General features: G+C 59.5%; 7 protein-coding genes and 1 pseudogene. 7 read left to right on the forward strand and 1 reads right to left on the reverse strand.

All coding sequences use genetic code 11. The features are described from left to right. The first annotated feature begins 2 nt into the window (after window positions 1-2). From HJB91_RS15705 to HJB91_RS15720, 4 genes are all read left to right on the forward strand, one after another. Window positions 3-674, forward strand: coding sequence for a transglycosylase SLT domain-containing protein (locus HJB91_RS15705; protein WP_221155284.1), 672 nt, complete (start codon window positions 3-5; stop codon window positions 672-674). After that, window positions 671-970, forward strand: a complete 300-nt coding sequence (locus HJB91_RS15710; protein WP_221128376.1) for a TrbC/VirB2 family protein — start codon at window positions 671-673, stop codon at window positions 968-970. The genes HJB91_RS15705 and HJB91_RS15710 overlap by 4 nt, the downstream gene beginning before the upstream one ends. A gap of 65 nt (window positions 971-1035) precedes the next feature. Next, window positions 1036-1341 carry a VirB3 family type IV secretion system protein gene (locus tag HJB91_RS30745; protein WP_259669901.1) on the forward strand — a complete coding sequence of 102 codons (306 nt, stop codon included), beginning with the start codon at window positions 1036-1038 and terminating at the stop codon, window positions 1339-1341. A 412-nt stretch (window positions 1342-1753) separates the two neighbouring features. Then, the gene (locus HJB91_RS15720) at window positions 1754-2659 is read left to right on the forward strand and encodes a LysR family transcriptional regulator (RefSeq protein ID WP_221155287.1); all 906 of its coding nucleotides are present in this window, start codon (window positions 1754-1756) and stop codon (window positions 2657-2659) included. Window positions 2660-2989: 330 nt separating this feature from the next. Here the strand turns inward: HJB91_RS15720 and HJB91_RS31260 are convergent. Next, window positions 2990-3115, reverse strand: a pseudogene (locus tag HJB91_RS31260) (type II toxin-antitoxin system Phd/YefM family antitoxin); the annotation flags it as partial. Between the two features lie 682 nt (window positions 3116-3797). On the opposite strand from HJB91_RS31260, the gene HJB91_RS15725 reads away from it, so the two are divergent. The 3 genes from HJB91_RS15725 to HJB91_RS15735 all read left to right on the forward strand — a co-directional run bounded on the left by HJB91_RS15725 (window position 3798) and on the right by HJB91_RS15735 (window position 24534). Then, complete coding sequence (locus tag HJB91_RS15725) at window positions 3798-4694, forward strand: hypothetical protein (RefSeq protein ID WP_221155288.1); 897 nt, start codon at window positions 3798-3800, stop codon at window positions 4692-4694. Window positions 4695-5851: 1157 nt separating this feature from the next. After that, entirely contained in the window at window positions 5852-17173 is an 11322-nt protein-coding gene (locus HJB91_RS15730; RefSeq protein WP_221155290.1) for a hypothetical protein, read from the forward strand. After that, window positions 17161-24534, forward strand: coding sequence for a hypothetical protein (locus HJB91_RS15735; protein ID WP_221155292.1), 7374 nt, complete (start codon window positions 17161-17163; stop codon window positions 24532-24534). Before HJB91_RS15730 ends, HJB91_RS15735 begins: the two co-directional genes overlap by 13 nt. Window positions 24535-24648: the final 114 nt, after the last annotated feature.

A 24648-nucleotide genomic window follows, 5' to 3' on the forward strand; every position in this document is an offset into this window, starting at 1 on the left:
CAATGGCCGCTGCCTTCATCGATATCGCGCAAGCCTGCGCGCCGATGGTCAAGGTCGAAACGCTGGCAGCCGTCGTCAGCCTTGAGAGCGGTTTTCAGCCTCTCGCCATTCGCATCAACAGCGGCCCGCCACTTGCCGACCAACCCACATCGAAGGAAGAGGCGATCGAGGACGCCACATCTCTGATGGCCGATCGCCAGGATATCCAGGTCGGTCTTGGCGGCCTCGGGATCGAGGCGCTTCAGAAACTCGATCTGTCCCTTGCGGACGCCTTCGATCCTTGCCTGAGCCTCAAGGCCACGGCGACGCTTCTCGACGGATACTACCGTGAGGCTCTCCGCGCGGGCGACGATCCGGCGCGAGCCGAGACAGTCATGCTCCGCTCCTATTACGGTCGCGGCGATCCATCGGTCGGCGCAATAGTCCGGTATGACGAGCAGGTGCGCCAGGAAAGAAAGCGGCTATCGCCTCTGCTGGCCTCGCTCTCCATTGCGGGAACGGACGACCAGCTCCCGTCAGCCCCATCGCCGCAGGATCAGCCGAGGCAAGCGCCTCTCAAACAAGCCTCACACCCCGCCGAGGCCGCTGAAGCCGAGCCATGGGATGTTTATAACTCCCGGCGGCGGTCGTCGGCTCTCGTTTTCCAGAACGATAGATTGGAGCAAAGCGAATGATCTCGAAACCCCGTCTTCGCCCCCTTGCAAAATCCACCCTCATGGCGGCCGCGATCGTCGCCTTCATGGTCGAGCCGGCCTTCGCCCAGGCCGCCGGTATCGAAACCGTGCTGCAGAACATCGTCGACATGCTGACCGGCAATATCGCCCGCCTGCTGGCGGTCATTGCCGTCATCATCATCTGCATTTCGTGGATGTTTGGATACATGGATCTGAGGCGCGCAGGTTTCTGGATCATCGGCATCGGCGGAATTTTCGGGGCGACCGAACTGGTCAACACCATCGTCGGGAGCTGATCGCCGTGACGAACGCCCCGCACCTCGAAGATGATACGTTGTTTCTCGCATGCACCCGCCCGGCAATGATCGCCGGCGTGACCATGGAGGCCATGGGCGTCAACATCATGCTGACGACCATTCTTTACATCACCGCAGGATCGATCGCCTATGCGCTCGTCGGCGTCGCCTTTCACGTCCTGTTTCGCGCACTCGTCAAGCACGATCACAATCATCAGCGCGGCGACACCGGCTGCAAAGGCATTGATTTCGACATAGCGGCCCGTCAGCGCCGTGATGGCCGCAGTTCCCCCGAAATAGACGACGAGAATGACGAGCAGTTCGGGCAGGCCGCGCACGATCGTCGTGTATGCCTGACCAAGGAGGGCTGAGACACCCAGCTTTGACAGTTTGACCATGGCGACAAGCAGACCAAGAAGTGATCCCAGCGCGCCGCTTGCGAGCGCCAGTAAAACTGTGATCTGGAGACCATTGAAGAACTGAAGTGCAAAGCTCAGCACGCACGTCCTCTCCGCCTTATCGGGATGTCCCGGAATAAGGTCGCGTTATGTACGGTTTCTCATCAAAAAGCGCTTCATACTACCGCAGATAGCATTATTTATACCTGTAATCTCAAGTAATGTTCGCATTCATTTGAGATTTATACTTTGACAATTTGCCGTCAATTTATAAGCTGCTCTTAATTGGGATAAGCGCAGCTTATATGTCGTTTCCCGTACCCTCGCAGAACCTCTCTTTGACGGCGATGTGGCTCGGGCCGGTCAATACCAAAGGACCGAAAATATGGTCGGCAAAACCACGACGGGCGTGACGATCCGGCAGCTCCAGATTTTTCGCGAGGTCTTGCGCGCTGGATCGGAACGGCATGCCGCAAAGATCCTCAAGATCACCCAGCCGGCCGTCAGTCAGCAGATCCGGCAGCTTGAGCTGGAGGTTGATCTCGCGCTGTTTGCGCGGGAGAACAACCGGCTGGTACCGACGGATCGTGCCTGGGATCTGTTGCGCAGCGTCGACGGCGCCCTACAGAGCGTCGACCGTATCGAAAAGTCGATCGCTGCCATTCGCAACGAAGAGGCGGGCTCATTGAGCTTGGCTGCTCCTGGCGTTTTCTGTCTGAATACCATTCCCCGGTCCATCCAAGTCGTCCGCCAAAGCAATCCCCTGTCGTTTCAGATCAAATCCGGCAGCCACCAGCAGATCGCAGAGCATGTTCTAAACGGTCGGGCGGATCTGGGAGTTTCGCGCCTGCCGCTCGATGAGCGTGCCTTCGAGTGGGCGCCGGCCGCCACGGCCAGGAACGTCTGCCTGTTCCAGGCGGGGCATCGGCTGGCCGTCAAAGACGTGATCACGCCAGAGGACATAATCGATGAGGCATTGGTGGATATAGAACCCCAGTTTGCGGCTCATCAGATGAATATCAATGCCTTGCGGTACAGGGGCGTAGAACCGGACCTCGCCGTTGAATACGACGCGAACGGCCATGACGTAGGCTACGTCGCGGCCGGCGTCGGGATTTCGATTATCAATAGCCTAATTGCACGCGAATATCGGCAATTCGGGCTGGAGTTCAGGCCGTTCGAACCTGGCGCTGTCTATCACTACGTGGTGTTCTGGCAACGAGGGCGCCAACTCACTACTGGCATGCGGCAAACCGTCGATGAGTTGCTGGTCGCCTTCGCGGCGACGTAAACGGTATCCAGTTGCCAGCGCAACCCGATTGGCTCCAGCTGGCGCCGTCGCTATTAGATCCGCGGCCTCTTACCGACTCCAACGTGCTCTGCAGCAGCATCGACGCGCTCGCAATTAACGAAATTTAATCTGCAGCGCGGCGACCAATGGCTGAATCTGCCCAAAGCCAGCGTTGGACTCTATCGCGACAATTGTCCCGCGCCCCACGGAGTGGGGGATGACGCCACGGAAATCTCGCTGCCGGAATATCGCGGCGCGGTTCAGGCAGCCAAGGCAATTACTCCGGGTCCTGGCCGGAAACAGATTTTCGCGAACTGCCTAAAAATAATGCGCCACCGGATCATTTCCCCGGTCCCCGCCGGCTTCAACGCGGGCCAGCAGCTCGGACAGGTGGGTTTTGGCCTCCGAAATTTTACCGTCGTCGTCATCGGGGTGCGCCTTCCAGAGTGGGTTCAATCGTTAAAATAATAGCAGTTCTGGCATAGGCCAACTGGTTAACCATATAACCATCGATAACCAGTACTTATCGGAAGTTAGGACACGAGAAGAATAGCGCCCAGGTGACGGACTATAACAATTCCATAACTTCTGTTTGCGGAATTTTGGTCGATAATCCACATGGTTAACGGTTCGTGCATTTCTCACGTTTGGGCTGCGCGAAAGCGCTTGTTGGCTTCCAGTAGACACCCGTAGGCGTTGATCTTCTTGAAGGTGCCATAACCTAGTTATGCCGTGACGAGGGCCACCTTGATTGCCAAAAACATGTGTAGTCGGGCGCTCACAAAACGGGCGAGCACCCACTACTATCCGGCTTGGCCGAGATGAAGGGAGACGACGATGTTTTATGCTGCTTTGTACTGTCGCCGCGTTCAGTTGCGATCCGCATCATTGACCAGATGGGAAGGTTCGGCTCGAGCGGTCCGTCCCATGTGACGTGCCGAACATGGATTCTGCCTTCGATCGTTTGGCGAGCCGATGCGCCTCGCCGCGAAAGCTCTTGGTAGTTGCTTCCACTGGCACTTCAGAGCTTTGATCTTTGGTTCAAAGTTGCGACCAGCGTCGCCCAAACGGATAGGTTGATCGGTAAGGCGATTTCTATATGCTAATTTAAGTTGTTTCGGATTGGGAGGAAGATGCTATGCCGATCGTGGCGGCCGTTGTAGCTCTCGCCTACGCCTATGCAGCAGTCGTCAGCGCGAATAATCAGGGCGACTACTTAGCAAGTGTGGAGCTTATTCGGACCCAACTCGCTGAAATCTCGCGGAAGCTCGACGAGATCAAGACCCAGCTGGACGACATCCAGAACGAGATCAGACTATTGCCACTGCGAATTCGCGGCCAAATCGATGATGCCTTGGCACAGGACGCACTCGCAATCGCCAACTCGATTTGCCAACGTCTGAGCGACTATATGCGTCCGAGTCTTATTCAGCAAAGTATTCCCGCGATGCGGTTGGACCTCAACTCGCTCCAGGATCAGATTTGGCGTGTGAAAGGGGCGAAGGGTATGGCCGGTCTCTTGCTCACGTCGCCCCTGCTTGCGACATGGCTGTCGGGTCGGGTGACACTTGAAAAGGCAGCCCTGGTCTATGAGACTGGGCACGTTCTCGATTCACCGTGGACACAAGCTTTTATGCTCGACGCGCGGAAGGAGTACGACGAAGCTTTTGCAAGACTGCAAGACGTGGAGGATTTCTACAACAATTGGATATCACCTCATTCTCCCCGTATCGATGTTCGGCAAACGATTGTTCAGTCAGGAACAGACAGATACTTTCAAGCGAAAAGAAATGGGGAGTATCGAGTGCACGACATGTTTTCCCAACAATTACAACGAGGCGATCCATTGGGTTTGTACTGGTTCGACATCGATGTAGACTCACCAGGTCAGTTCTGGGAAGCGGCAGAAGCTTACAAGTTAAATCGGACAAATAGGGAAGAGTACCAGCAATTCTCTCCACTATACTACCAACTGAATACACGGAAACCCGAGATATTCGATACATTTGTGGAACCGGCGGACTTTTGGAGTTAGCTAGATGTTCCGAATTGCGCGAGCTCAAAATAGCCCCAACTGCTAGTGCGACGGGAGCAGCAGCGAGGACTTTTCTAAGTCTTTTATACAATAGCTTCCGCACAGTAGGCATAGCCGAGAAATTTAGTGAATCCATGAGGAGGATGATTCATGCCAGTCTTCTTAGCTTCGATAGCGATCCACAACAGTGCTGGGATACCCACGAGATTTGACCTGCTTGAACCAGCGGCCGCCGGACAGCCAAATGTGACGATCCAACCTCAGGCGATGGGCCACCTTAACGTAGCACTTAACGATGTGACGACGGTTAGAATTTCAGCTGACGATGGGACCCACAAAGAAGCTCAGAAGTTCACTGTAAAGACTGAAGATACAGGACAGTATTATTATATTTTCAGCGCGGATATCGACTATAGGATCGGAACTTTCAACGGAAGGATTTGCTGTCGAACGGAGGGAAACGGTTAAAGTCAGCCCTGCGTACCACGCACGATGCAGCCTCGCGGATATCCCCCGACCTGTACTGTTGCCGGTTTTTCGAAACACTGAGTTAGCTAATCCACGAGTGACGGCGTTTCGGAACCAAGCATTCTGACGGCACGGCCATTGTCATGACGATTATCAGCTGGACAGCAACCGCCGCGACCGTGGGCAGCGGCGCTTTGGTTCCCACAGGCACAAGGCCTCGAACTGGCTTGAACCCCGAACCGGCCGTCGGCGGAGCGACCTACGGCGTCATCACGGCAGCTTTCTCTGGTGACCTGATGCATTGGTAGGATGATGGAAAATGACTTTCGGCGCAAACCTCGTCTAAATCTCACGCGTGCAAATCAAGACAAACCTCCTGTTGAGGGGAGAACTCGACGGCGTGGTGCCGGAAAGAGGACGGGTAATATACTTGTTGCAATCCATGAGATGTATTGCCTCATCTCGTGAAGGGTATGCTTTTATTTCTGTACGCAAAGCAATTTCTGATAATCAGAGAGTACAAGTCAGATATTTCTTGCTATTTATTCTTGTGCATGCATAGATAGAAGCGCTGAATCAAAGATACACTTTCAAGCTATTTTTACGGCGGGCGGCGTTCGCTGCGCTGGGCGATTCTGCGTCTCGCGAGCTGTCTTGACGAGACTGAGCAGGATGCGAGGGAGGTTGATATGGCGGAAATCCAACTCGTCCTGTTCAGCCAAACCGGCGTCGACAGTGCCACGGAATATACCTTCGAGCTTGTCGGACTGGGTGTATTTCTTAAAACCGGCGACCTGAGACTTTCCGGTCTCACAACGGTGGTGAAGTCGGCGATGACGACGTCGGTCACAACCATCCAGCTGGAATTGGAAGACAAGCAGCCTCTATCGCTCGACATACCCGGCAATCTCGTGATTCCGGACAGTGAGCGTTACCGCTTCCGGAAGGGCGACGAATTCGCGGATAAAGACGAATGGGCAGCGTTGAAAGATCGTGTGCGCCGGCGGCTGGCGAGCCCGATCGAGGCCAATGTCGGCGCCGGCAGCGCCACAGGTTTGTTTGGTGTCAAGGCGATTGGCGGGACTGAGCTCACAGCGCGGATTTTCCTCAATCCGGCCTTGGTTGATGGCGCCATCAACGACCAGGATTGGGTGCTTCGGGCGGAAGCATCAGCCGACGTCAGCCTCACTTACCTCAACGCCAACACGAAAGGGCTGGATCTCACAGGGCGGTTGCTCGCGACGGTATTGGTGAGGAAAGCAGCATTTAAAGACTGGATCGCCTGGGACGAGATCGGCTTCGACATGCCGCAGCTTCCGGGTTTCAATCTGAGGCTGCCAAAGATTGCATTCGGCGCTTCCTGGCTGGACGGCGCCGTTCTGCACCTGCCATCGGTCGACCTCGACTTCCTGGATGCGCCGTCGCTGTTTTGCCTCGCCTTGCCTCCATTTGTGGACAAACTGGATTTCAAATGGGCGCCTGCGCCTAAGCTTGCGGCCAGGTTTGTCAATGGCACACTGTTACTCTCAACTTCCGTCGCCGGCGCTGGGACGTTCTATGTGGACGGTCAAGCCTGGGTGAATGTCACCAACATCACCCTCAGCCTCGCTGACGCGAAATTCACCCTGACCAGCCAGCTCGATTGCAAAACGCCGCCGATCGGCATTCCCGATAAGGAATTCAGCCCTCCGTTGTCGCCGTTCACAATCCGGTTGGCTGGCAGCACCCTCACCCCCAGTTTCAACGACATCGACATCGGTGGCGGCGAGGTTCTGGCCAATGCCAGCCTCTCGATCAACTTCAAGAGCGACAGGGTCGTCGTCGCGGCCAAGGACGATCCCTCGATCCTGATCGCCTTCGCAATCGAGGTCGACGTCAGCTTTGCCCCCGGTTCGGGGAAAACCAAGGCGACCCTCAAAGCGCTCAGCATCGTCGAGCCTTATCCGATCGAGCTGATCAGGCTGACCGGCGACGTGCTCGGCGAATTGATCCGGTTGATCGCCGCAGTTCCTGTGCCTAAGCCCACCGCGTCAAAGCCCCAGATGGACGGGTTTTTCGCGCTTTTGGCGCGCATTGGCCAGTTGTTGACGACCGCCGGGAAGTGGCTTGCGAGGCAGGCCGGCAATGCCGCAGAGGCACTTGCTGGGCTGGTAGAGGCGGTTTTCGAGGGGCTGATGCGACTGGGGCGCAACCTCGCAGAGCTTGGAGGCGACGTGGTCAGCCACATCGCTGTCGAGGTTCGGCTCGATCCCAAGACATATCAACTGCGCCAGATCATTGTCATGCCGGCCGGCAGGGACGCCGATCTTTTAACAAAGACGCTGTCGCTCAGCGCGCTCGGCTTCGATTTCGACCTCGATGCGGCTCTGAGGCCCTCTCTGATCATTGACCTTGGCCCCTCAAGCTGGGTCGGCCTGGTGATCCAGCCGACCGCCGACAGCCACGCCGTGCTTGGTACCGATCTGTGGTTGGACAAGGAGACGACGCCTCAGCAGGCGATGGGAAGCACAGATGAGACGGGTAAGGCGCATGGGCAGAGACTGATCCAGCTCAAGGCCAGCCCATCTATGGAGGCGAGCGGGAACAGGGTCCAGGAGATTGTCGTTGCGGCGATCCAGCGTGGGCGGCCGCGGTTCTTTCAAACCTTCGAGGACGGCAAGAATTTCACGGAGCTCCTCGACTTCAAGGACGGCAATGTCGCCGCGGCGCTGCGCGAAACCGGCGTTCTGAAGGACGCCGGCGTACGGTTGATCGTTCCTTCAGCCGGGCAGACGGTCGTCGGAAACCCGGTTATCGACGTCACCCTCGAAGCGCAGGCGTTCAAAAACCGGTTGCTGTCGTTGCTAACCAGCGCAAATCCCGCAGCAGAGAAAAGCGATTTCCTCGACAAACTGAAGCAGAAGGTCGAGGTCACTGGTGTCAGCTACAAGGCGGGCGCGGGTTTGTCGATCGAGGTCGGGCTCGAGGTCACGGTCCACATTGATGATAATTTCGCACCGCAGACGGACCTGATCATTTCAGCCTCGCTGCGTGACCTGTCGATGAGGATTACCGGCGGCGACAAGATCTACATCAACAGCAAGCAGGGCCAGCCGACGGCAAGTTACCAACCGCTGGGACTGGACCTCACCATTTTACCGATAAATCCCGGAAAAGATCCCTACAAACAGTTCTATATCGATCTGTCGCGGGGCGGAGAAAGCCTTGGCCTTGCTGACGAAGCCAAGGCGTTGCTTTCCTATGGCAAAGTGTCGAGCGCGGGCAAGGGCCTGCAATTCGACGTCTCGACATTTCGCATCGGTCGCTCCGGCTTCGATCTGGAGGCGGCGATCCTGCCCGAACCTGTCAGGCTCGGCGGTGTCGATATGCCCTTCCGCTTCACATCCGGCCAGGTGACGATCAAGGGATCGAAATTCGGCGGTGGGGCGCTGACCGGTACCGGCCAGTTGCCGCAGGCGCTCGTGGGCGAGGCCTACGCGACCGTTGCGCTTCAGCTTGGCGCTGGCGGCGATGGCGACGTGATCGTCAAGGGGGCGACGGCAAGGCTGGACAAGGCCGGCGACCCGATCCGCTGCAACGCAACCCGCTTCGAACTGACAATCACCGAATTGGGCTTCGACTTCGTCAACGCCGGCAGCTATCATTTCTACTTCCTGTTGACCGGTTCCGCGGTCTTCAAGCCCGGCAATTCGGAATATACGACCGGGCTTCTCAAGAACTTCAAGGACATCACCATAAAGCTCGACAAGGCGCCGCTGGCGGCCGACCCGCGCGTGCTGATGAGCGCCATCTCCTTCCAAGTGAAGGTGGACCCGCCGAAAAAGATCTCGCTCTTCGACATATTCGACTTTGAACTGCGTGGCTTCGGCTTTCATCCGGCAGTCCCGAAATTTGACGGCGCGCCTGGGATGTCGATCTCCGGCCAGGCCAAGTTCACCCCGTACGATAAGGAGGGTCTGGGGGTCGAGTTCCACTCCATGTTGATCGGTGGGCCGAAAGAGGGGTCCGCCATGCCCCAGGTGCGCTTCGACGGATTGACCGTCGGCCTCAAGACCGGCGCCGTCAATGTCGAAGCGACCGCGATCGCCGTCGACGGCTCGATGCCCGACCTTTACGATCCCGGCGTGCTGCCGAAGGACGTCACGGCTCAAGGGTTCCTGGCGTCGGGCAAGCTCGACATCGACGGCTGGGCTTCGATGTCGGGAGCCATGGGCTTTCTCGAGCTGCGTAACAAGAAATATCCGTCTTCTGCGCCTCGCCATTCCTTCTTCATCTACGGACAGGAGGAAAAGCTTGCCGAGCCAATAGACACGCCCATTGGCCGGATATATCTGCGGGAGTTCGGTTTCGGATTTGGATATAAGTACACGCTTGCCGGTATAGCCCAGGCCGAGACGGCGACGTCGCCGCAACAGCTGGTCAAAGTACTCGACGATGTCTCGAAGTACCAGGGAAACCTAGCTACCTTCAAGGCGTGGCAACCCACCTATGATAATGACGGCCTGACGCTCGCACTGCGCGGGATGTTTGCACTATCGGCGGCTACACAGGGTTCGGCGGAGTACAGGCCGAAGGAAGAAGCCAACCTGCCCAATCCGCTCTTGTTTGACATCGTTGCCGCCTTTCGTACGGATTTCACCTTCCTCATCAATTTGCGTGCCTGGCTGAGCGTTAATTACCACGACTGGGTTTCCTCAGGCCTCAACGAAAGCTGGAAGTCGGCGCCCACCATGCGCGGCTATTTGTATTTTTCGGTGCCACGCAAGGAGTTCCTTGGCCGCTTCATCGCAGACGGATCGGGATATGTTGGCGAGCACCGGAAACTGCCGGAGCAATTGGTCAAGGCGATTAGGGCGACGAAGTTCTCGGCCACGCTTTATATCAGACCCGGCCTATTCCATGCTGAACTCGGTTGGCCCTACGAACTTAGCTTCACGCTTGGAGCGCCGAACGACAAGTTCTACCTCGACCTCAAGGGCGGGTTGATCCACCGCATTGAGGATCTTTCCGTGCTGAACGGCATCGCCTTCAAAGCGCAAGGCTCCGTCTACCTGGAAGGCAGGGTAGGAGGCAGCAGCCTCGGGGCTGCAGCCGTGGCCCGCGCCAACTTTGCCATCGAGGCGCGGGTGCTTTCATATCTATCCCTCAAGGACATCGGCGACTCATTCTACTACGGCTATATGCGCATCGACGTTTCGGTTGGGGTCGGCGTCGAGGTCTGGCTCAGTTTCTCCGTGTTTGGCGGCCGCATTACCCTCTCGGCGAGCTTCTCGCTCACTCTTGCCGTCTCAATCGCGCTGGAGGCGGTGATCGGACCGTCGCTGCTTGGCGGGCGGGCGGATGTATCGATCGGCGTGCGCGCCTTCGGCCGCTCGCTCTCGGTGCGCATCGCGCTATCCTTCAACAACGACAAACTGGCGATTGCCAGGGCCAAAGTCGCCCGCTTCATGGACATGGGGCTGGCCGCGCCGATACCCGATAAAACCCAAGACGGACAAAGGATCGAAAAGAACCCGCAACCTGATCCGCCCCGTGGTGAAACCGCAGGGCAGGGCGACGCCGCTATCGAAGATCAAATCGGCGCCGAGCCGCTGCCGCCAGTCGACCAAGACCAGTTCGCCAAGGGCAGGCCGATCGGTCCATCAGATTTCTGGGCGATCCTCTATCCGACCCGCGAGCCGACCTTCTCTGCCGATCTTGCAAGCGATGGTGACGACGGTGGCGAATGGTTCGTCATGCAGCTCCTGCCCCGCGACCATACCAGGATAGGTCCGGAAGCAGAGATCACAACGCCGGAAGAGAAAGCACGCGAAACAGGGCGCGCGACGTTCTATGCCTCGCCAAAGGCGCCGGTGGTTGAAGACTTCGCAGCCCCAGGCCACAAGTTGATCTTCGCTGGCGATGTTCCCGCACCCGAGGGAAAGCCCTATCTCGGTCGCATTCCGGTAAACAACAGCGTCAGCAAGGTCGATATCGCCCCCAATGGCGAGGACACCAGCGATATTCTGCTAGACGCGGTTGTGGCGCTCGAGGAGGGAACAGGCCGGGAGCTCCGGCTCGGAAAACTGCTTCAGTCTCTGTTTGCCGGCAAGCCGGACGACGCCGGCTACGGCGGCGACTTGACCGAGCCCGCAGTCCGCAGTGTTGACGTTTCGTTGACCGCGATAGATCCCGACGCCCAGGCTTCCGCCAGCCAGCTGGACAGAGCGGGGCGCAGCCGTTCCAACCTTTCCGGAGACCAGAGGCGTGAGGCGGAGATCGAAGATACACGTTCGGCTGTCCTGTCTTCCGTGATGGAGACTGCGGCCTCGCTTGCCGCGGCGGGCGCGGATGCAAATGGTGTCTGGCCGGACCGGCTGTCACAGGTTGATGCCCGCTACTTTGGCCTGACCTTCATCGTCAACCGGTCCGCGCTTCGCATGCTGTTTGACCTCGATAGCGCTGCCATCACGCCGCCGCCGGCGCGGTTCGCCGTCCTCAAGAGCGATGTCGCCTCGGGCGGCGGCTATGACCACAATGGCCGCGTTGCCTTGTTCAACCCCCCGGCCCGCATGTTCCGCGAGGCGCAGCCGAAGTTCACCCCGACGAGCAAGATCGATGCCCAAGGCATCAAGCTGAACTGGGACCTGGAGCCGGCATGGGGCGCCTCGCAGGGCGCCTATGACGACCCCGAATTCCACCTCAAGCATTACCGTATAAGACGCACCGTGCGCGGCATCCCGGGCAAGGAGTACCGCGCCGATTTCCTGGTCAAGGCAGCGTCTGCCATCAAGTACCATCTCGGCATCGATGAAAGTGGTGAGACGACCACAAAGGTCAGCTTCCTGCGTCCCGATTTTCAGTTCGTCGACAGCTTGCGCATGCAGGACGACGGCTCGGCGGCGAGCACGGCCGAAACCATTCCGGACCTGCTGCGAAAGCTGCTGCTCGGCGAGGCGACGACAACTGAATGGGGGCCAAAGTCACTCGGAGTCGACGCCGACAAAGTCAGAGCCTCCATCAACCTTCTCTACGAGATCGTACCGGTGGACAATGCCGGCACGTCGGACTTCGGGTTGGCCTATGTCGTCGATGACTTTGGACTCATTGACACGGCGCCGATTTCACCTAGCGAAGTCACGCTACAAGTCTCCTATCCCGCCATGCCAAGTCATATTGCGGCGCCCGGCGGAGCCACAGCCGCTCCCTCGGCGAAGCTTTGCTTCCTGCTCAAGCCAGGCATGAAACCGGAGAAGCAGGGCCAGGAGATAGTGCTGCGCCCTCAATGGCCAGATGAGGTCGTCTATCTTCTGCGCATTGCGCCACAGCCAATCGCGCCCTCTGGCGGTTACGGCTCGGATGCCGTCGACGAGGCGCGGCGGCAGCCCGACCAGGACGCCATCGACCGGCTCAATCCATCAGAGATCCAGCAATTCTACCTGCAGATGAAAGAGGTAAAGCGGAGCGAGGATTATGCGCTAGTCGTGGAATATCTTGAAGGGGGCAAGGAAGAGCCGGTCATCCGATACTTTGCCGCAACGGCCTATCGTGCTCCTGAAGGGCCAACTGAACTGCCGAAAAAGACCGACAGCGTTTCGGCGCTTGGCGATCTCGCCAAGGCCATCAATGCCGTCAATGCGCAGGCGTCCGATCGCTTGGGATACAGGCTTTTCCTGGCCTCTGTTGATCTGCCGAAGGCGGAATCGAACAAAATCGCCGTCGATCCCGCGGTGCGTGGCGAATGGAGAACCGCCGCCTTCAACATTGCAATTGCCAGGAGCGACGAGACGACCGCCATCAGTTCGGTCGTCGAGGTTCTCGAACAGCCGGTTCACTACGAGTTCAAGGCTCTCCAGCGCAGCGACATGCGCGCCGAGAGCGGCCGTCTGATTATTATCCACCCCGGCGTCGCATCGACGATTGGCAAGATCGGTTATGCCGGCGTGCGTGATGCGGCGCGTCGCACCGCCACACGGCTGGAGTGGAACGCCAATCCCGCTTCTCTGGCGCTGACCACCAGCGCTGCCGGTGTCGACAACCGCACGATCGGCGGCTTCGATCTATTCTGCGTCGATCCCGACGCATTGCCAGGACGCGATGAGACGGTCGTTGGGGAGGTGGTCTCGGCAGCCCGTCCCATGGGTCGCGTGGCGCTGCTCCCGGCCGAGATGGATGGGCTCGACCCGTCCGGCTTCGGCGACCTCGGGCGTATCGAGAGCGCCTACCCAAGCGAGACCTTGCGCCTGCTCCACGGCGAGAAGATGAAGGGCGCCAGCGGCTTGTCGAAGGCTGGCTGGTACTCGGACGCCGATACAACGGCGATATTCCCGGAGCCAGCCATCCGGCGTTCAATCATGCCCGATCCCGATGAAGGCCTCATCGCAGCACTCTTTGCCGGCGGCAAGCCGGATATGATCAGGGTATCGATTCCGTCCTGGCTGGCCGATGATCGCAAGATGCCAGCACTTGATGGCTGGACAATATCCATCGGCCGCGCGCTGAAAGACGCAACCGGTTGGGACGAATACACCGACCAGGCGAGCGCGCCCGTGGCGGTCCCTGGCCCTGACCCGCGTGGCTGGAGCGTATCCTATTCCCTGGCAGAGGGGGGCGCCATGTCGGTGGCCAAGCTCAGGCGCCTTCTGCAGAACCTTCGACTGAGTCCCGGCGACAATCCAGCGCAAGCCGTCGGTCGCGAAAAGGAGGTTCTGGGCTTGAGGATGAGCCAGCCGGACTTCATGTCGTCGATTGGCGTTCTCATAGAAGCATTGCGCGTCGGCCGCGACGGGCAACTGCTGGTCGTTGCAAGCCAGGAGCACAGTTTCGACCCGATGCCGGCCACCCATCCCATCCTGGCCGATGCGCTCGCCTTCCTTCAGTACGATAGCCAGGATGACAACGGCCTGAAGAACGCTGACGGCAAAATCTATCGCCGCTTCGCCGTCGCGCCGGACAGCAGCCCCCAAATCACATCAAAGGATTTCCTCGCTTACCTCGACGAGGTGCCGCCGGAACGCGATCCTTATGGCTGGGGTGCCCTGCGCACCTTGGGCCTTGCCGCAGGGTTCCGGCTCTACGACACCGACACCGGCGACTATGTCCGTTTCGGAACAGGGCTTGAAGGGCTTGAGAAGCGTGTCCAACTGGCGTTCGAGCGCGCACTTGAACGGTACGGCGACGACGGAGATCGCGACAACGGTCAGCCATTCTTCGATCTTTTGACGCAGCCCTGGGGCAATGTGAAACTTGAGTGGTTCGATGGTGGTGATTTGAGCGTGTCCAGCGTCGAGGCCGACCAGGTTCGCGAAGAAATGCTAGCAGTTGCGCAGATCGCGCTAAGACCGCGTCCCGACCGGCTTCTGCCCGCGAAAATCGCCGAGGCTGATGAAGAGACTGCCGTGAAGAATCTGGCTGTCGCATACTATGCCCTGGTCATTGACGCGAACCAGCCAATCGCGAGCAAGCCCTGGCGCATCACTCAGAGGGACGAAACATTCGAGAAGGTGCGTTACGACGTTCTCAGTGTCGTGCGCACGGTGACGACGCAGAAGCCCAAGCGGCTGAGTAAGGATGCGCCTTACGTCGAGTTCCACGAGCCTGCGAAAGCCATCAACTGGCCGGAAACCGGCATGCAGCTGATCGCAATCGTGCGGGAAATCAGGATCGCCCCACCAGGTCCCGACGCCCCCCTGCTGGACATCCTTGCCCCGGAAGGCGCGGTAATCGGGATAGACGAACCATGGAAACGGGTCGTGCAGCCGGCAGTTATCAATGCCCTTGCAGAGTCTGCGGTTCCGGGCGAAGAATTCTGCTTCGGGCGGTTTGAACGACTGACTGCGGCCGATTGGGGCGATGCTCTATTTTCGGGGACGCGGAGCAATATCGCTGTCCATCAGTCGCTCGATCGGCTCGCGCACTATGCCGGTCGCCGCTTTGCGCCGCTCGTGTTTCCGGTCAGTTCGGGCGACGACGAGACGGATGCGAAGCGGTTGCGGTCAGATATGGCCAATCGGTTTGTCGCCTTCTGGGGTCGTTTCCTCGATCATTGCGCGCCGGCCTGGGGCAAGGCGGCCTCGAGCGCACTGACGCCAGCCCAGCCTATTTCCGTCTTCCTGTCCCTGGGCACTGTTGCGGATCCCGGTCAGTGGCGGCGCGCACCCGGTTCGACAGGAACGGTCTCCGTTACCATGGTGGATGCCGACCGCAGGGGCGCGCGACGCAAGTTCGCCATACGTCCCTATGGTCGCTATGAGGCATGGGCAAGCGCGGCTCCTGACAAGCTCGACGTCACGGGAAAAAGGAAATTCACCTGGACCGGTCCGACCGATCTAGCGGGAGCGCTTGGGGATGTCGCTGCCGAGGCCATAGGCAGGACCTACTTCGTTGACGTAACGCTGCCGCGGACCGAGCCACTCGAGAAGCCTGTCATCTTGTCGTCGGTGACGCACCAGCCCAGCAAGAGCGCGCCGGGACGAATGGAACTGGTCATCGCTCACAGTTCGGACGTTGTGCTGGGAGAGGCGAACCGGCGCAATGCCGCTCTGCTTGCGCCTCTCGATATGTCTGTCGGATTCTGGCGCGAGTTTTCCAACATGCCCTGGTTGACGTCGCTGGAGAGCAAGTACGATCTAACATTACAGCCGATGGATCAACTCGGCACGCTCGATGGGCCGATCGACTCCGCAAGCCTGGCGATCACACGCGATATCGCCGATGAGCGTCTGACAGACCTCAGGAAGCGCGTTCCCGATGCCTGGCTCGGATCGACAATGATCAGTGCGATGAACCTGCCGTACTTCTTCAGGGTGCACGCGCTGGTCCACGCGACGGCCGGCGTGGTCGTGTCCGAACAGGTGGCAACGACATTCGAGGAGGGGTTCTTCAAACTGGGATGGCCATACGCAGCCGACGGCTACAAATATCGAGAGCTGTCCAGGCAGCATCGCTACAGCGTAAGCCGAAGGCCGACCGAGCCGCCGCCAGACCCGGAGAAAGACCCGGCCAAGCGCATTAGTGAAGTCACAATTGTCACCTTTGACATTGCCGCTATCCGGTTCGTCGACTGCATGGTGGTCGCTGAGGCTGAGACATGGTTCGGCAAGGATGGCAGCCTATGGTCAACAGCCTTTAAGGCTGTCGCGCACCTTCCAGAACCGTCGGTCAATTACCGCATTTTGGTCGAGACATCGTTCAAGGTCACCTCCAGCGATGTGGGCAGCAAGGAAGTGCTGGCGCGCACGTCCGAGATCGATGTGCTGCCAAATCCGCCAGCTCAGATGACGGAGGACGACCTCTATCTCCTGCAACAGTCAGGCGCGCGGTTTGTACCCGGCCTCGACTTTGATGAGGAGGGCAATCCGATTGACCCGACTCCAGTCTACACCGCAACGCCTGTCCCGACCGGGAAAGATAAAATAACCTGGCGCATTGCTGTCCCGGTCCGTCTGGCGCGAGAGCCGGCGCCAGTCACTCTGACACTCGACACGGGTCTGGCAAAGGCGCTTCAAGATGCCCTGAAATTGCTGCCAGCACCGACAGCGGGAACCAGTCCTGCCGTCGCCGGACTGCAAACCTTGCCCGTGGAATGGAAGGTCATGCCGACAGCCATGCAGTGGACGGGCCTAGTTGATGCCCTCGTGGCACGCTCTGATTGCCCGGAGGCGGTTGGGTTGGCAGGCGCGGCAGCACAGCAGACACTCCCGACGCATGGCGTTCTCATGTTACCGGTACCGCCTGAAGCACTGGAAGATCCAAATGTCGCTGCAGCTCTGAAATCGATCACCGGCGTTGATCCGGCCCCCGCCATGCCCGATCTGCTCGTTCTGCGCAGGCCGCCCACTGACATGGAACTGAAGGCTTTCGCAGACAGCGGCGGCAAAGCATCCGAACTTCGCGACAAGGTCTACGATCTCGCCGAAGAGCAGCTTTTTGGACCTGGCCGTCAACCGGCCCTGGCCGCGTCGAAGGGCGCCCAGGTTCTGCCAAGTGACGCTTTCGTTTCCCGCAAGGAGGCCTCGACATGGCTGACCTGAGCATCGACCAATTCCTGTTGGAAGCTGCACCCGACGGCGAGAGGGATCTCGCTCGCATCAACATCGCCGGCGGCGATCAAAAGCCCTTCTACAGCGCACAATTGCGATCGTTCTGGCGCGAGAGCAAAGATGACGCCGGCCAAGTTGTCGACGAGAGTTTCGGCCTGCGCAGCCTGCTCATCGATGCGAGCACCCGCGACATCATAAAACCCAAAACCACGATGAATCCGCCGACGGTGTTGCGGGTCTATCCACGCTCGAGGGAGTACGGATATAACCCGAAAAAGGGCGAGGGTGTGCGATCAAGGCGCTTCTTTCTGTGGTCTAAAAAGGGTGTGATCGAGGGGCTGCTTCAAGAATCGACTGCCGCCTTCGATCTGATGGTTGTGCCGACCAACCCATGGCCAACCAGCAACGAGGGAGCCAATGTCCGCCTTCCCGCGATGCGACTGGTTGACGGGGTCGCCAGTATCCAGCTCGATCTCAAGAACGGTGGTCTCGGCAAATTCCTCGCCTATTCCAAGGGCGCCCAAAGCCTTTTCGGCGGCCTCATGATTCAGGTTGCAAAAGGGACGGCCCTTCTTGACGCACGCCTTGTTCCGAGCGGCATTGAATTCAAGGGTTCCCTGCCGGATCCGACGCGCGATTTCGGCGGGGCCCCCACAGATGTGATCGAAGGAACCTTCAGGCTCGAATGCGATAGCCGGGGCCCCGAACCGCAATACCTGCTGCGCCTGGTTTCCGTAGAGAATCAGGCAGCCATCGATAAGACCGAAGGGCGCATCGCATTGGCGCTGGCCGAGCCTGCCGCGGCCTCGGCGCCCATCGCAATTCGCTACGACAAACGGCCCCTGGTGCCTCCCCTCTCATGGCCTCTGAAGCAGAGCGCCAACGCTCTCACCCTTGTAAAGACTGACCAGGACTTCGAGATGCGGATCGACGCGTCCGCCATTGACGTGCGCGTCAGGACGCAGGGCATCAGCGGCGATGAGCGGGGTCTCGCCACGATCTTCGTCAAGACCGTGGCCTGGATGCGCATGGCCAAGCCAACCGTGGAACTCACGATAAGCGCGGGCGTGGTTGCGATGAAGCCGCAACCCAGCCCGGGCGACGTCGAGATTACCTTTGACAAGGATGGGACGGGTGGTTGGACGGCTGCGCTTGCGGACATCACGGATTGCCCCTTTTTCGCGCCGCTCACACCAGTCGTGGAACGGCTGTTGCCAATTTATCAGGCAGGGGGCGGTATAGGTCCTGAAGCAGACGCGGTCCCTTATGTCTTCCTGCCAGTACAGGAAGGTTGGCTGCAGATCGCGTTGCCAAGACCGCTTTCGGATAAACTCGGCGCTGTTGCGAACAATGAAGAGACACCGGATTCGGCCATGAGCGGGCGCATTTTTGTCTCGCACCAAGGCTCCAATCGTGGCGTTGTCATCGACGACGCCAGTGCAATCGAGCTCAAGATCGACTGGTCTTTCGCAGGAACGTCCACGCCCAGTCTGATCCAGCTTCGGGCCGGAGCGCCGAAGGGCCAACTGCTAGGGATGGTTTATGTTTCCGAGAGCAGCCCCAATGCCCGTGAGGCCTTGCCGACGTTTAGCGGGGGGCCAGCTTCGACCCGCGATCTGCCTTTGTGGTTTGGCGCCGAGCCTGCCGATCCCTGCATCAAGGGACATGTCGACTGGAACCATGACACAGGCGTATTTTCGGCGTCGATCACTGGCGTGCCTGTTCCGCCGGAAGGAGTTGACGCTGTGCTCTGCTGGCTGCCGCCGGCCGAAAGCGCCTATATTTCGAACTTCGCATTGACCCGTAGCTTGCCCTCGGCGCCCGACCCATCCGTCTCGCGTGGCTTGTTGCCACGGCGGATCCTTCCCCTTAAGAATCCCGTTTTCCAGCTTTCGTCCGATCCAGGAAGCGGATATCTCCCCAAACTGACCGCCCCGGACACGGAATGGTTCGGGTTCCTGGCTAAGCTCAAGAACGGCCAACAACAAGTCGTCACTGACGACGATCGTCTGATCCTTCTCACGCTGCCCGGAACCGAGTTCAGATCCAGCGCAGACTACGGGATCGACAAGGCGATGCTGCGGTTCGATTTGCCGGTTCTGGACGAGCTCTTCGCTTGGTCCGACCCACCAAAACAAACCGCATCGTCGTCGACCTTGCCGCCGCATGGGGCGACTACTAGGCCGCCGGCGCTCCCCACCGCTTTGCAACCGGAGCAACTGGCGGAAGGTTGGCAGGCGAGCCGGAACCGGATGGCGCTGACCCGAACCCAGGACGCGGAAGTGACCGACTGGTTTGATGTTGGCAAAAACGTCCCGCAGACGATCCACAGCCTCATCGCGCCTTACGAGTGGTCAGTCAAGGCGGAGGTCCATCCAGAAGCCTTGGACGGATGGGGCAAGTACGCACTCGCAACGGTCGAATACTCCAAGGATCGCGCGGCCGAGGGGCTGGGCGGAGACAAGCCGGTGCCGTTCTATATCGAGGGTTCGCAAATCAAGGTAGGCGAGGGCGCGATCGAAGTGGAGGGCTACGCGGCCAACCTGTTCAAGCATTCAGTCAGCATTGGGGACCCGGAAAGGCTTTGGGATTCGCGCGGCTTTGGCCTGTCATCCCAGCTCCAGTCCGGCATCCGCGGCGCAGCCTATCTCGCCGATGCTAAGAAAGGCGAAAAGCCTATCAACCTGCTGACCAGCGCAGAGGTGGCAGTCATCGAGGCCGTCGACCCGCAGAAAGCCTGGTCATTCGCAACCAAGCTTGGTTTTTTCGCCCGCGATCTGCCTCTGGAGGGCATGGTCTTCGACGGGGAGAACAAACTGTCGATCGAAAGCGCCCGCGGCACTGATGGCCAAGCCTTCAATGCGGACCGTTTTCCTTATTCGCTTTACGAATGGCGCATGTTTGAGATTGGGGGCGACAGCGGATCCAAACCATATGACATCCGCTGGGGACCGTTTACGTTCAAGCCGTTGCGCCTGCGCAAGGCCACATTCGACAAGTCGGGCAAACCAACGGCGCTCGCCATCCTCGGCAGCCTGTGTTTTGATCCGGACAACGGCGATGCCGCCAATACCGACGGTCCATTTGGCCAAGACGACGTCTACGCACGCAACGATCTCTTTACACTGACGCTGACATGGAAAGATGGACAGTGGTCGTACAGTTGGTCCGGCAGCGAGGTTTCAACCGTCGGCAACACGCTCAGCTTCGCTTCCACAAGAGAGCCAACGGTCAATTTCCAGGCTTCGCTTGGCAATCCCGAAGGAGCATTCTTCAAGTCGGTGGACGACGTTCAGACCATCGTTTGTGTCAACATCGCGAATGATAAACCGACCGCCGATTTCACTTTCCGACTGTTCGGCAACGACTTTGCCACGAAGAACACCGCTGTTGTACCAACGGCTCGGGGCTTTAAGGTCGAATTGCCGGTTGAAATGCCGTCAGCGCCGCTTTCGAAAGGGCCGACCTGTGTCGTGTTCTATCCGCAGAGCGGGTCCGTATCGATAGACGGAAAATCCCGCACTTTGACAATTGCCGGCCAGGTCAGGGTCTATCCACAGCCTGGGGGCAAGACGCTGGCCGATGAGTGTCTTATCACGTTGGAAAAGGGCAAGCTGACCTGGCTTGGTCTGGCAGTCCCCGTCAAGGACCTGGTGATCAACGTCGACCATCAGGCAGGAGTCCTGTCGTGGCGTCTGAAAAAGGCGGATACCAAGGCTGCGATCGCTCCCTTTGGATTCCAGGCGAACGGGCTGACATTGTCCGCGACCTTGATTGCCGCAGCACCAGTTGCAGCCGCCCCCGCGGCCCAGATCTCCAGCTTCGACATGTCATCGGTGTGGATGGAGGTTCGCGCCGTCGATGCCAAGCAGCCCAAGCACGTGATGGAGCACGTGCTCTTGGCTGCAACGGACGATCAACGCGAGCACAGCCTCCACATTACCTGGGAAAAACTCGCCAAAAGCCCGATTCAGTGGCCGCTTCGATCCCAGTTTCAGGACGCCAGCGGAAAAAGCATTCCTAACGCATGGCTGAGACCCGATGATGCCGATCAGACTGTTCTAAGCCGCGAGCTTCATATCGCGGCAAGCAACGGTTCGAGGCTTGAGCATCAGGTGCGTTTCGCCCTGAAGCGGCACCGGATCGATGGCGATCGGCTGGCATCGATCGCCGGCCTCGCCACAGTCAGCCAACCGGTACGCCTGCTTGTCGTCGCCGCGCATACGCTGGGACCGGAGGGAGCGCAGTCGCAATGGACCACGCTTGACCACGTCATTATCACCACCGCGAAGCTTATGGTCGCCGCAAACAATGCCAAAACCTTCGCCCCGCTCGGCAGGAAGGACATCTACCGAGGGAAAAAAGTGGACGTTCAGAACGGGCTGGCGCCCTTCCCGACAGCGGTCTCCGGCTTCTTCGACGATCTCCTCGTCGAGCAGTGGTGGTCAAAAGGCGACGATGCTCCAATCTTCATCGGCGGGGCAGTTACGCAATTCCCCGGTGGGGAGGCGAATGCCTATTCTGCCGTCGTGCCATGGGCCGACCTGTCACTGGCAAAGTCGCCTATAGGTGCGAAGCCGCTCAACACCAAGGCCGGCGTCTGGCAAGTTGCAAGCGTCGATCTATGGCCCTCGACGCCGCAGAAAACAACCGGACCGATCAGCAACGTCACGATAGGAAGCCTGGCAGAAGGTGGCGCGATCGACACTGCGTTCATTATGGGACGGTTGACGCCGGAGGGCTTTGACGGCGATCCGCAAGCCCGAGAGGTCATTCCCGCAGAGCAAGCCTATTTTGAGAAGCGCAAAAGCAAGGCAGGCGTGCCTCTTGAACCGGCGGACCTGGAAGCGGCGCCGTTTTTTCTACGAGCGATGGTCACGATCGCCGCTCGTCGGGACCTCGATAAGTTTGCCGCCGATCGCCCAGCCGTTGACTGGAGGGCATCGACATTGCAGGGCGGACGCTTTCTTGCAGCAGGGAGCTTGATCCTCAGGCCCGCGACACCTGCCGTGCGGGTTACCATCCGCGCCGACGCGCCCGGATTGTTGGCTGATCCACAGGCTGTGGTGTTTGCAGATCTGATCGTCCTGTCGCGCAGCCGGGCAACCAAGCTTGACAGGTATCGGCGTGTCATTGCCGGCGCCGCAGATGATCTTTCCGACAAGGTCATGCGCGATGAGCTGGTGGAGGCGGCGCTCAATGTCGACACCAACGCCCTGATCGCGATACGGGTGACGTCCGTTCTCGGCGAGTTGCCGGGCGTTGCCTGGCGGCGAATTTCCCGACCGCTGGCGGGCCTGGTGAAGGGAGCCGCGCTCACCCCGGCTAACGGCGATGTCGGTCCGTCCGCTGCGCTTGGATGGCCGACGGGGGAGGGAACGCAATGGCTTGCAAAATTGGGGCCGGCAATGGGCGACGAGTTGCCGCTGCTCGGTCACGACTCCGGCTTTGCGGGACGTTTCCAGATGTTCGGATGGCCAGCCTTTGCGCCAGCCTCTTCCGACGAAATCCCGATGTCGACGGAACAACCTTTGGCCGACCCAGCGGGTCTTTATCTGACTTTCGCCAACCAGATAGCCTACGATCGCGGCGATGCCGCCAAATTCGGCTTTGACGGTCCAGCAGCGCGACATCTCTTGCCTTCGGTCGCGCGGCGGCGGGCGCCTTTGTCGAAAGCCACAGAGGCGGTGCTGGAAACCGTCCTGCATACGGCTCCACTGCAGCAAGCGGACGCGATCGCGGCCGCCAAGGCAAATGAGAAACCACAACACAAGCAGGCGGCGGCCATTTTGCCGCCCGTCATCGAGCGAGGGACGGTGGGCCGCAGGCCCGGCGTGATCGACGTTTCGGTTGCCTCGTTGACGGTTCCCGCAGACGAGACGGCGTTCGACGACGGACAGGCCCAGTTCGGCCGGCCGGCGAATTCCGGCCCCGTGGTTGCACATCAACTGCGCACTCCGCGCTCTCCGGTTCTCCCGGCCGATCTTTTGCCGCCGGACAAAAGTGGGGAACCAGTGAGCCTGGCGGAGATGGAACGCGTCACGTTCGGCCTTCGCCGTCGCACCTATGCGTCGCTGGCCGATTTCGATGAAAAGGCTGGCCGAGTTGCACTCTTCCTGGGGTCGGACGGACTGGCCGATGTGGCCCGATTCGAGTTCTCTTCTCCAAACGCCCATCGACACGACCGCGCCCTGTTCACGCTCAAGGGCGGGGCTACCATCAGCGCCAGATGGAATGGACTGGCGGCGATCTCGATCGAAGTAGCATCGCGCATAGAAGGCGCCGGCGTTGAACCGACGTTGACGGCCTCAGGTCGGATCGAGATCGGCTCGCTGTCGTTTCCGGTTCAGTTATCAGTTAACGAGAATGGGCCTTTCGCGGCGTTGCTCGACTTGAAGCTTGTGACTTCGATAGTCTACGCCAAACTTCAAGAGGGACTTGGCGATGTCCAGATAGCGCTGCGCGAAGCCAATGCCGACACGCATCTGCGGCTGGTGGTCGACCTCAAGGCCAAGGGCGATGGGGGCGGCGGGCAGCCTCCCGGTGACCTGCCGGATGGCCCACGATGGCAGATCCTGCTTCCGCTCCTGCTTGATCCCGGTGCGCGTCGGGTGCTGCCGGTGTGGTCGAAGACGGTTCTGTTCGGCGATCCGTCCTATGACCGCCAGCTTGCCAGCCCGACCGCCAGCGACGCAATCGGCGGCGCAGGCTCGTTCATGCTCGCTGCGGATCGCGTGGCCTATGACCTAGGATCGACCCTCTATTTCGCCGCAGGGCTGACTGCCACTGAAAGCGGGGAGTTTGTCAAAGACAATGGCAAGTACGAGATCGGTTTCTCAAGACTGCCGCCGCGCACTCCGGGGGGCGACCAGCCACCTCCGGAGCCGCTGGTGCTTCAGGAGATCGCGCCCAACAGTAGCGGCCGCTACAGCCTGACCAATGCGGTGGTCTTTGAGGCGGCTCTTGCGAATCTTGTCTCGCCCAGCCTCGCTGAGGACGCCTTGGGTAGACGCTGTCCGCTGGCGCCCGGCGATCGGCTGCAACTCGTGGCCGGCAGGGCGGTCGTCCAGGTCGATATTGTACCTGAACCAGTGATCGCGCCACCGCCGTCGGTCTTCTCCGTCGTCGAAACATCGAAAAAAGGCGTCGTACGCGTACGCCTGCATGCAGCCGCGCCGCTGCCGCAGAAAATTGAGTTTCCTGGACTGCTTCGGGATCTGGCGCTCGGCCACGTCAGGCGACGGGCGCTCTTTGTCTGGTGCTATGCTCTTGGCGGCGCCGAACCGAAGGATGCCCGCACCGACCTGCTGAAATTCGATCGGTCAGGGGGTGCGCAACTCAACGATTTGTGACGGGGCGAGCTTTCCCGTCGCGGTCAACAAACGGAGGCGGAGGCATTATGATTGCTGGTGATGTTCGATTTGGACAGGTTAAGCGAAGCATATCGCCAAGAAGCTGGGTTCGCA

The sequence above is a fragment of the Rhizobium sp. NLR10b genome, assembly GCF_019685435.1.
Taxonomy (GTDB): Bacteria; Pseudomonadota; Alphaproteobacteria; order Rhizobiales; family Rhizobiaceae; genus Rhizobium.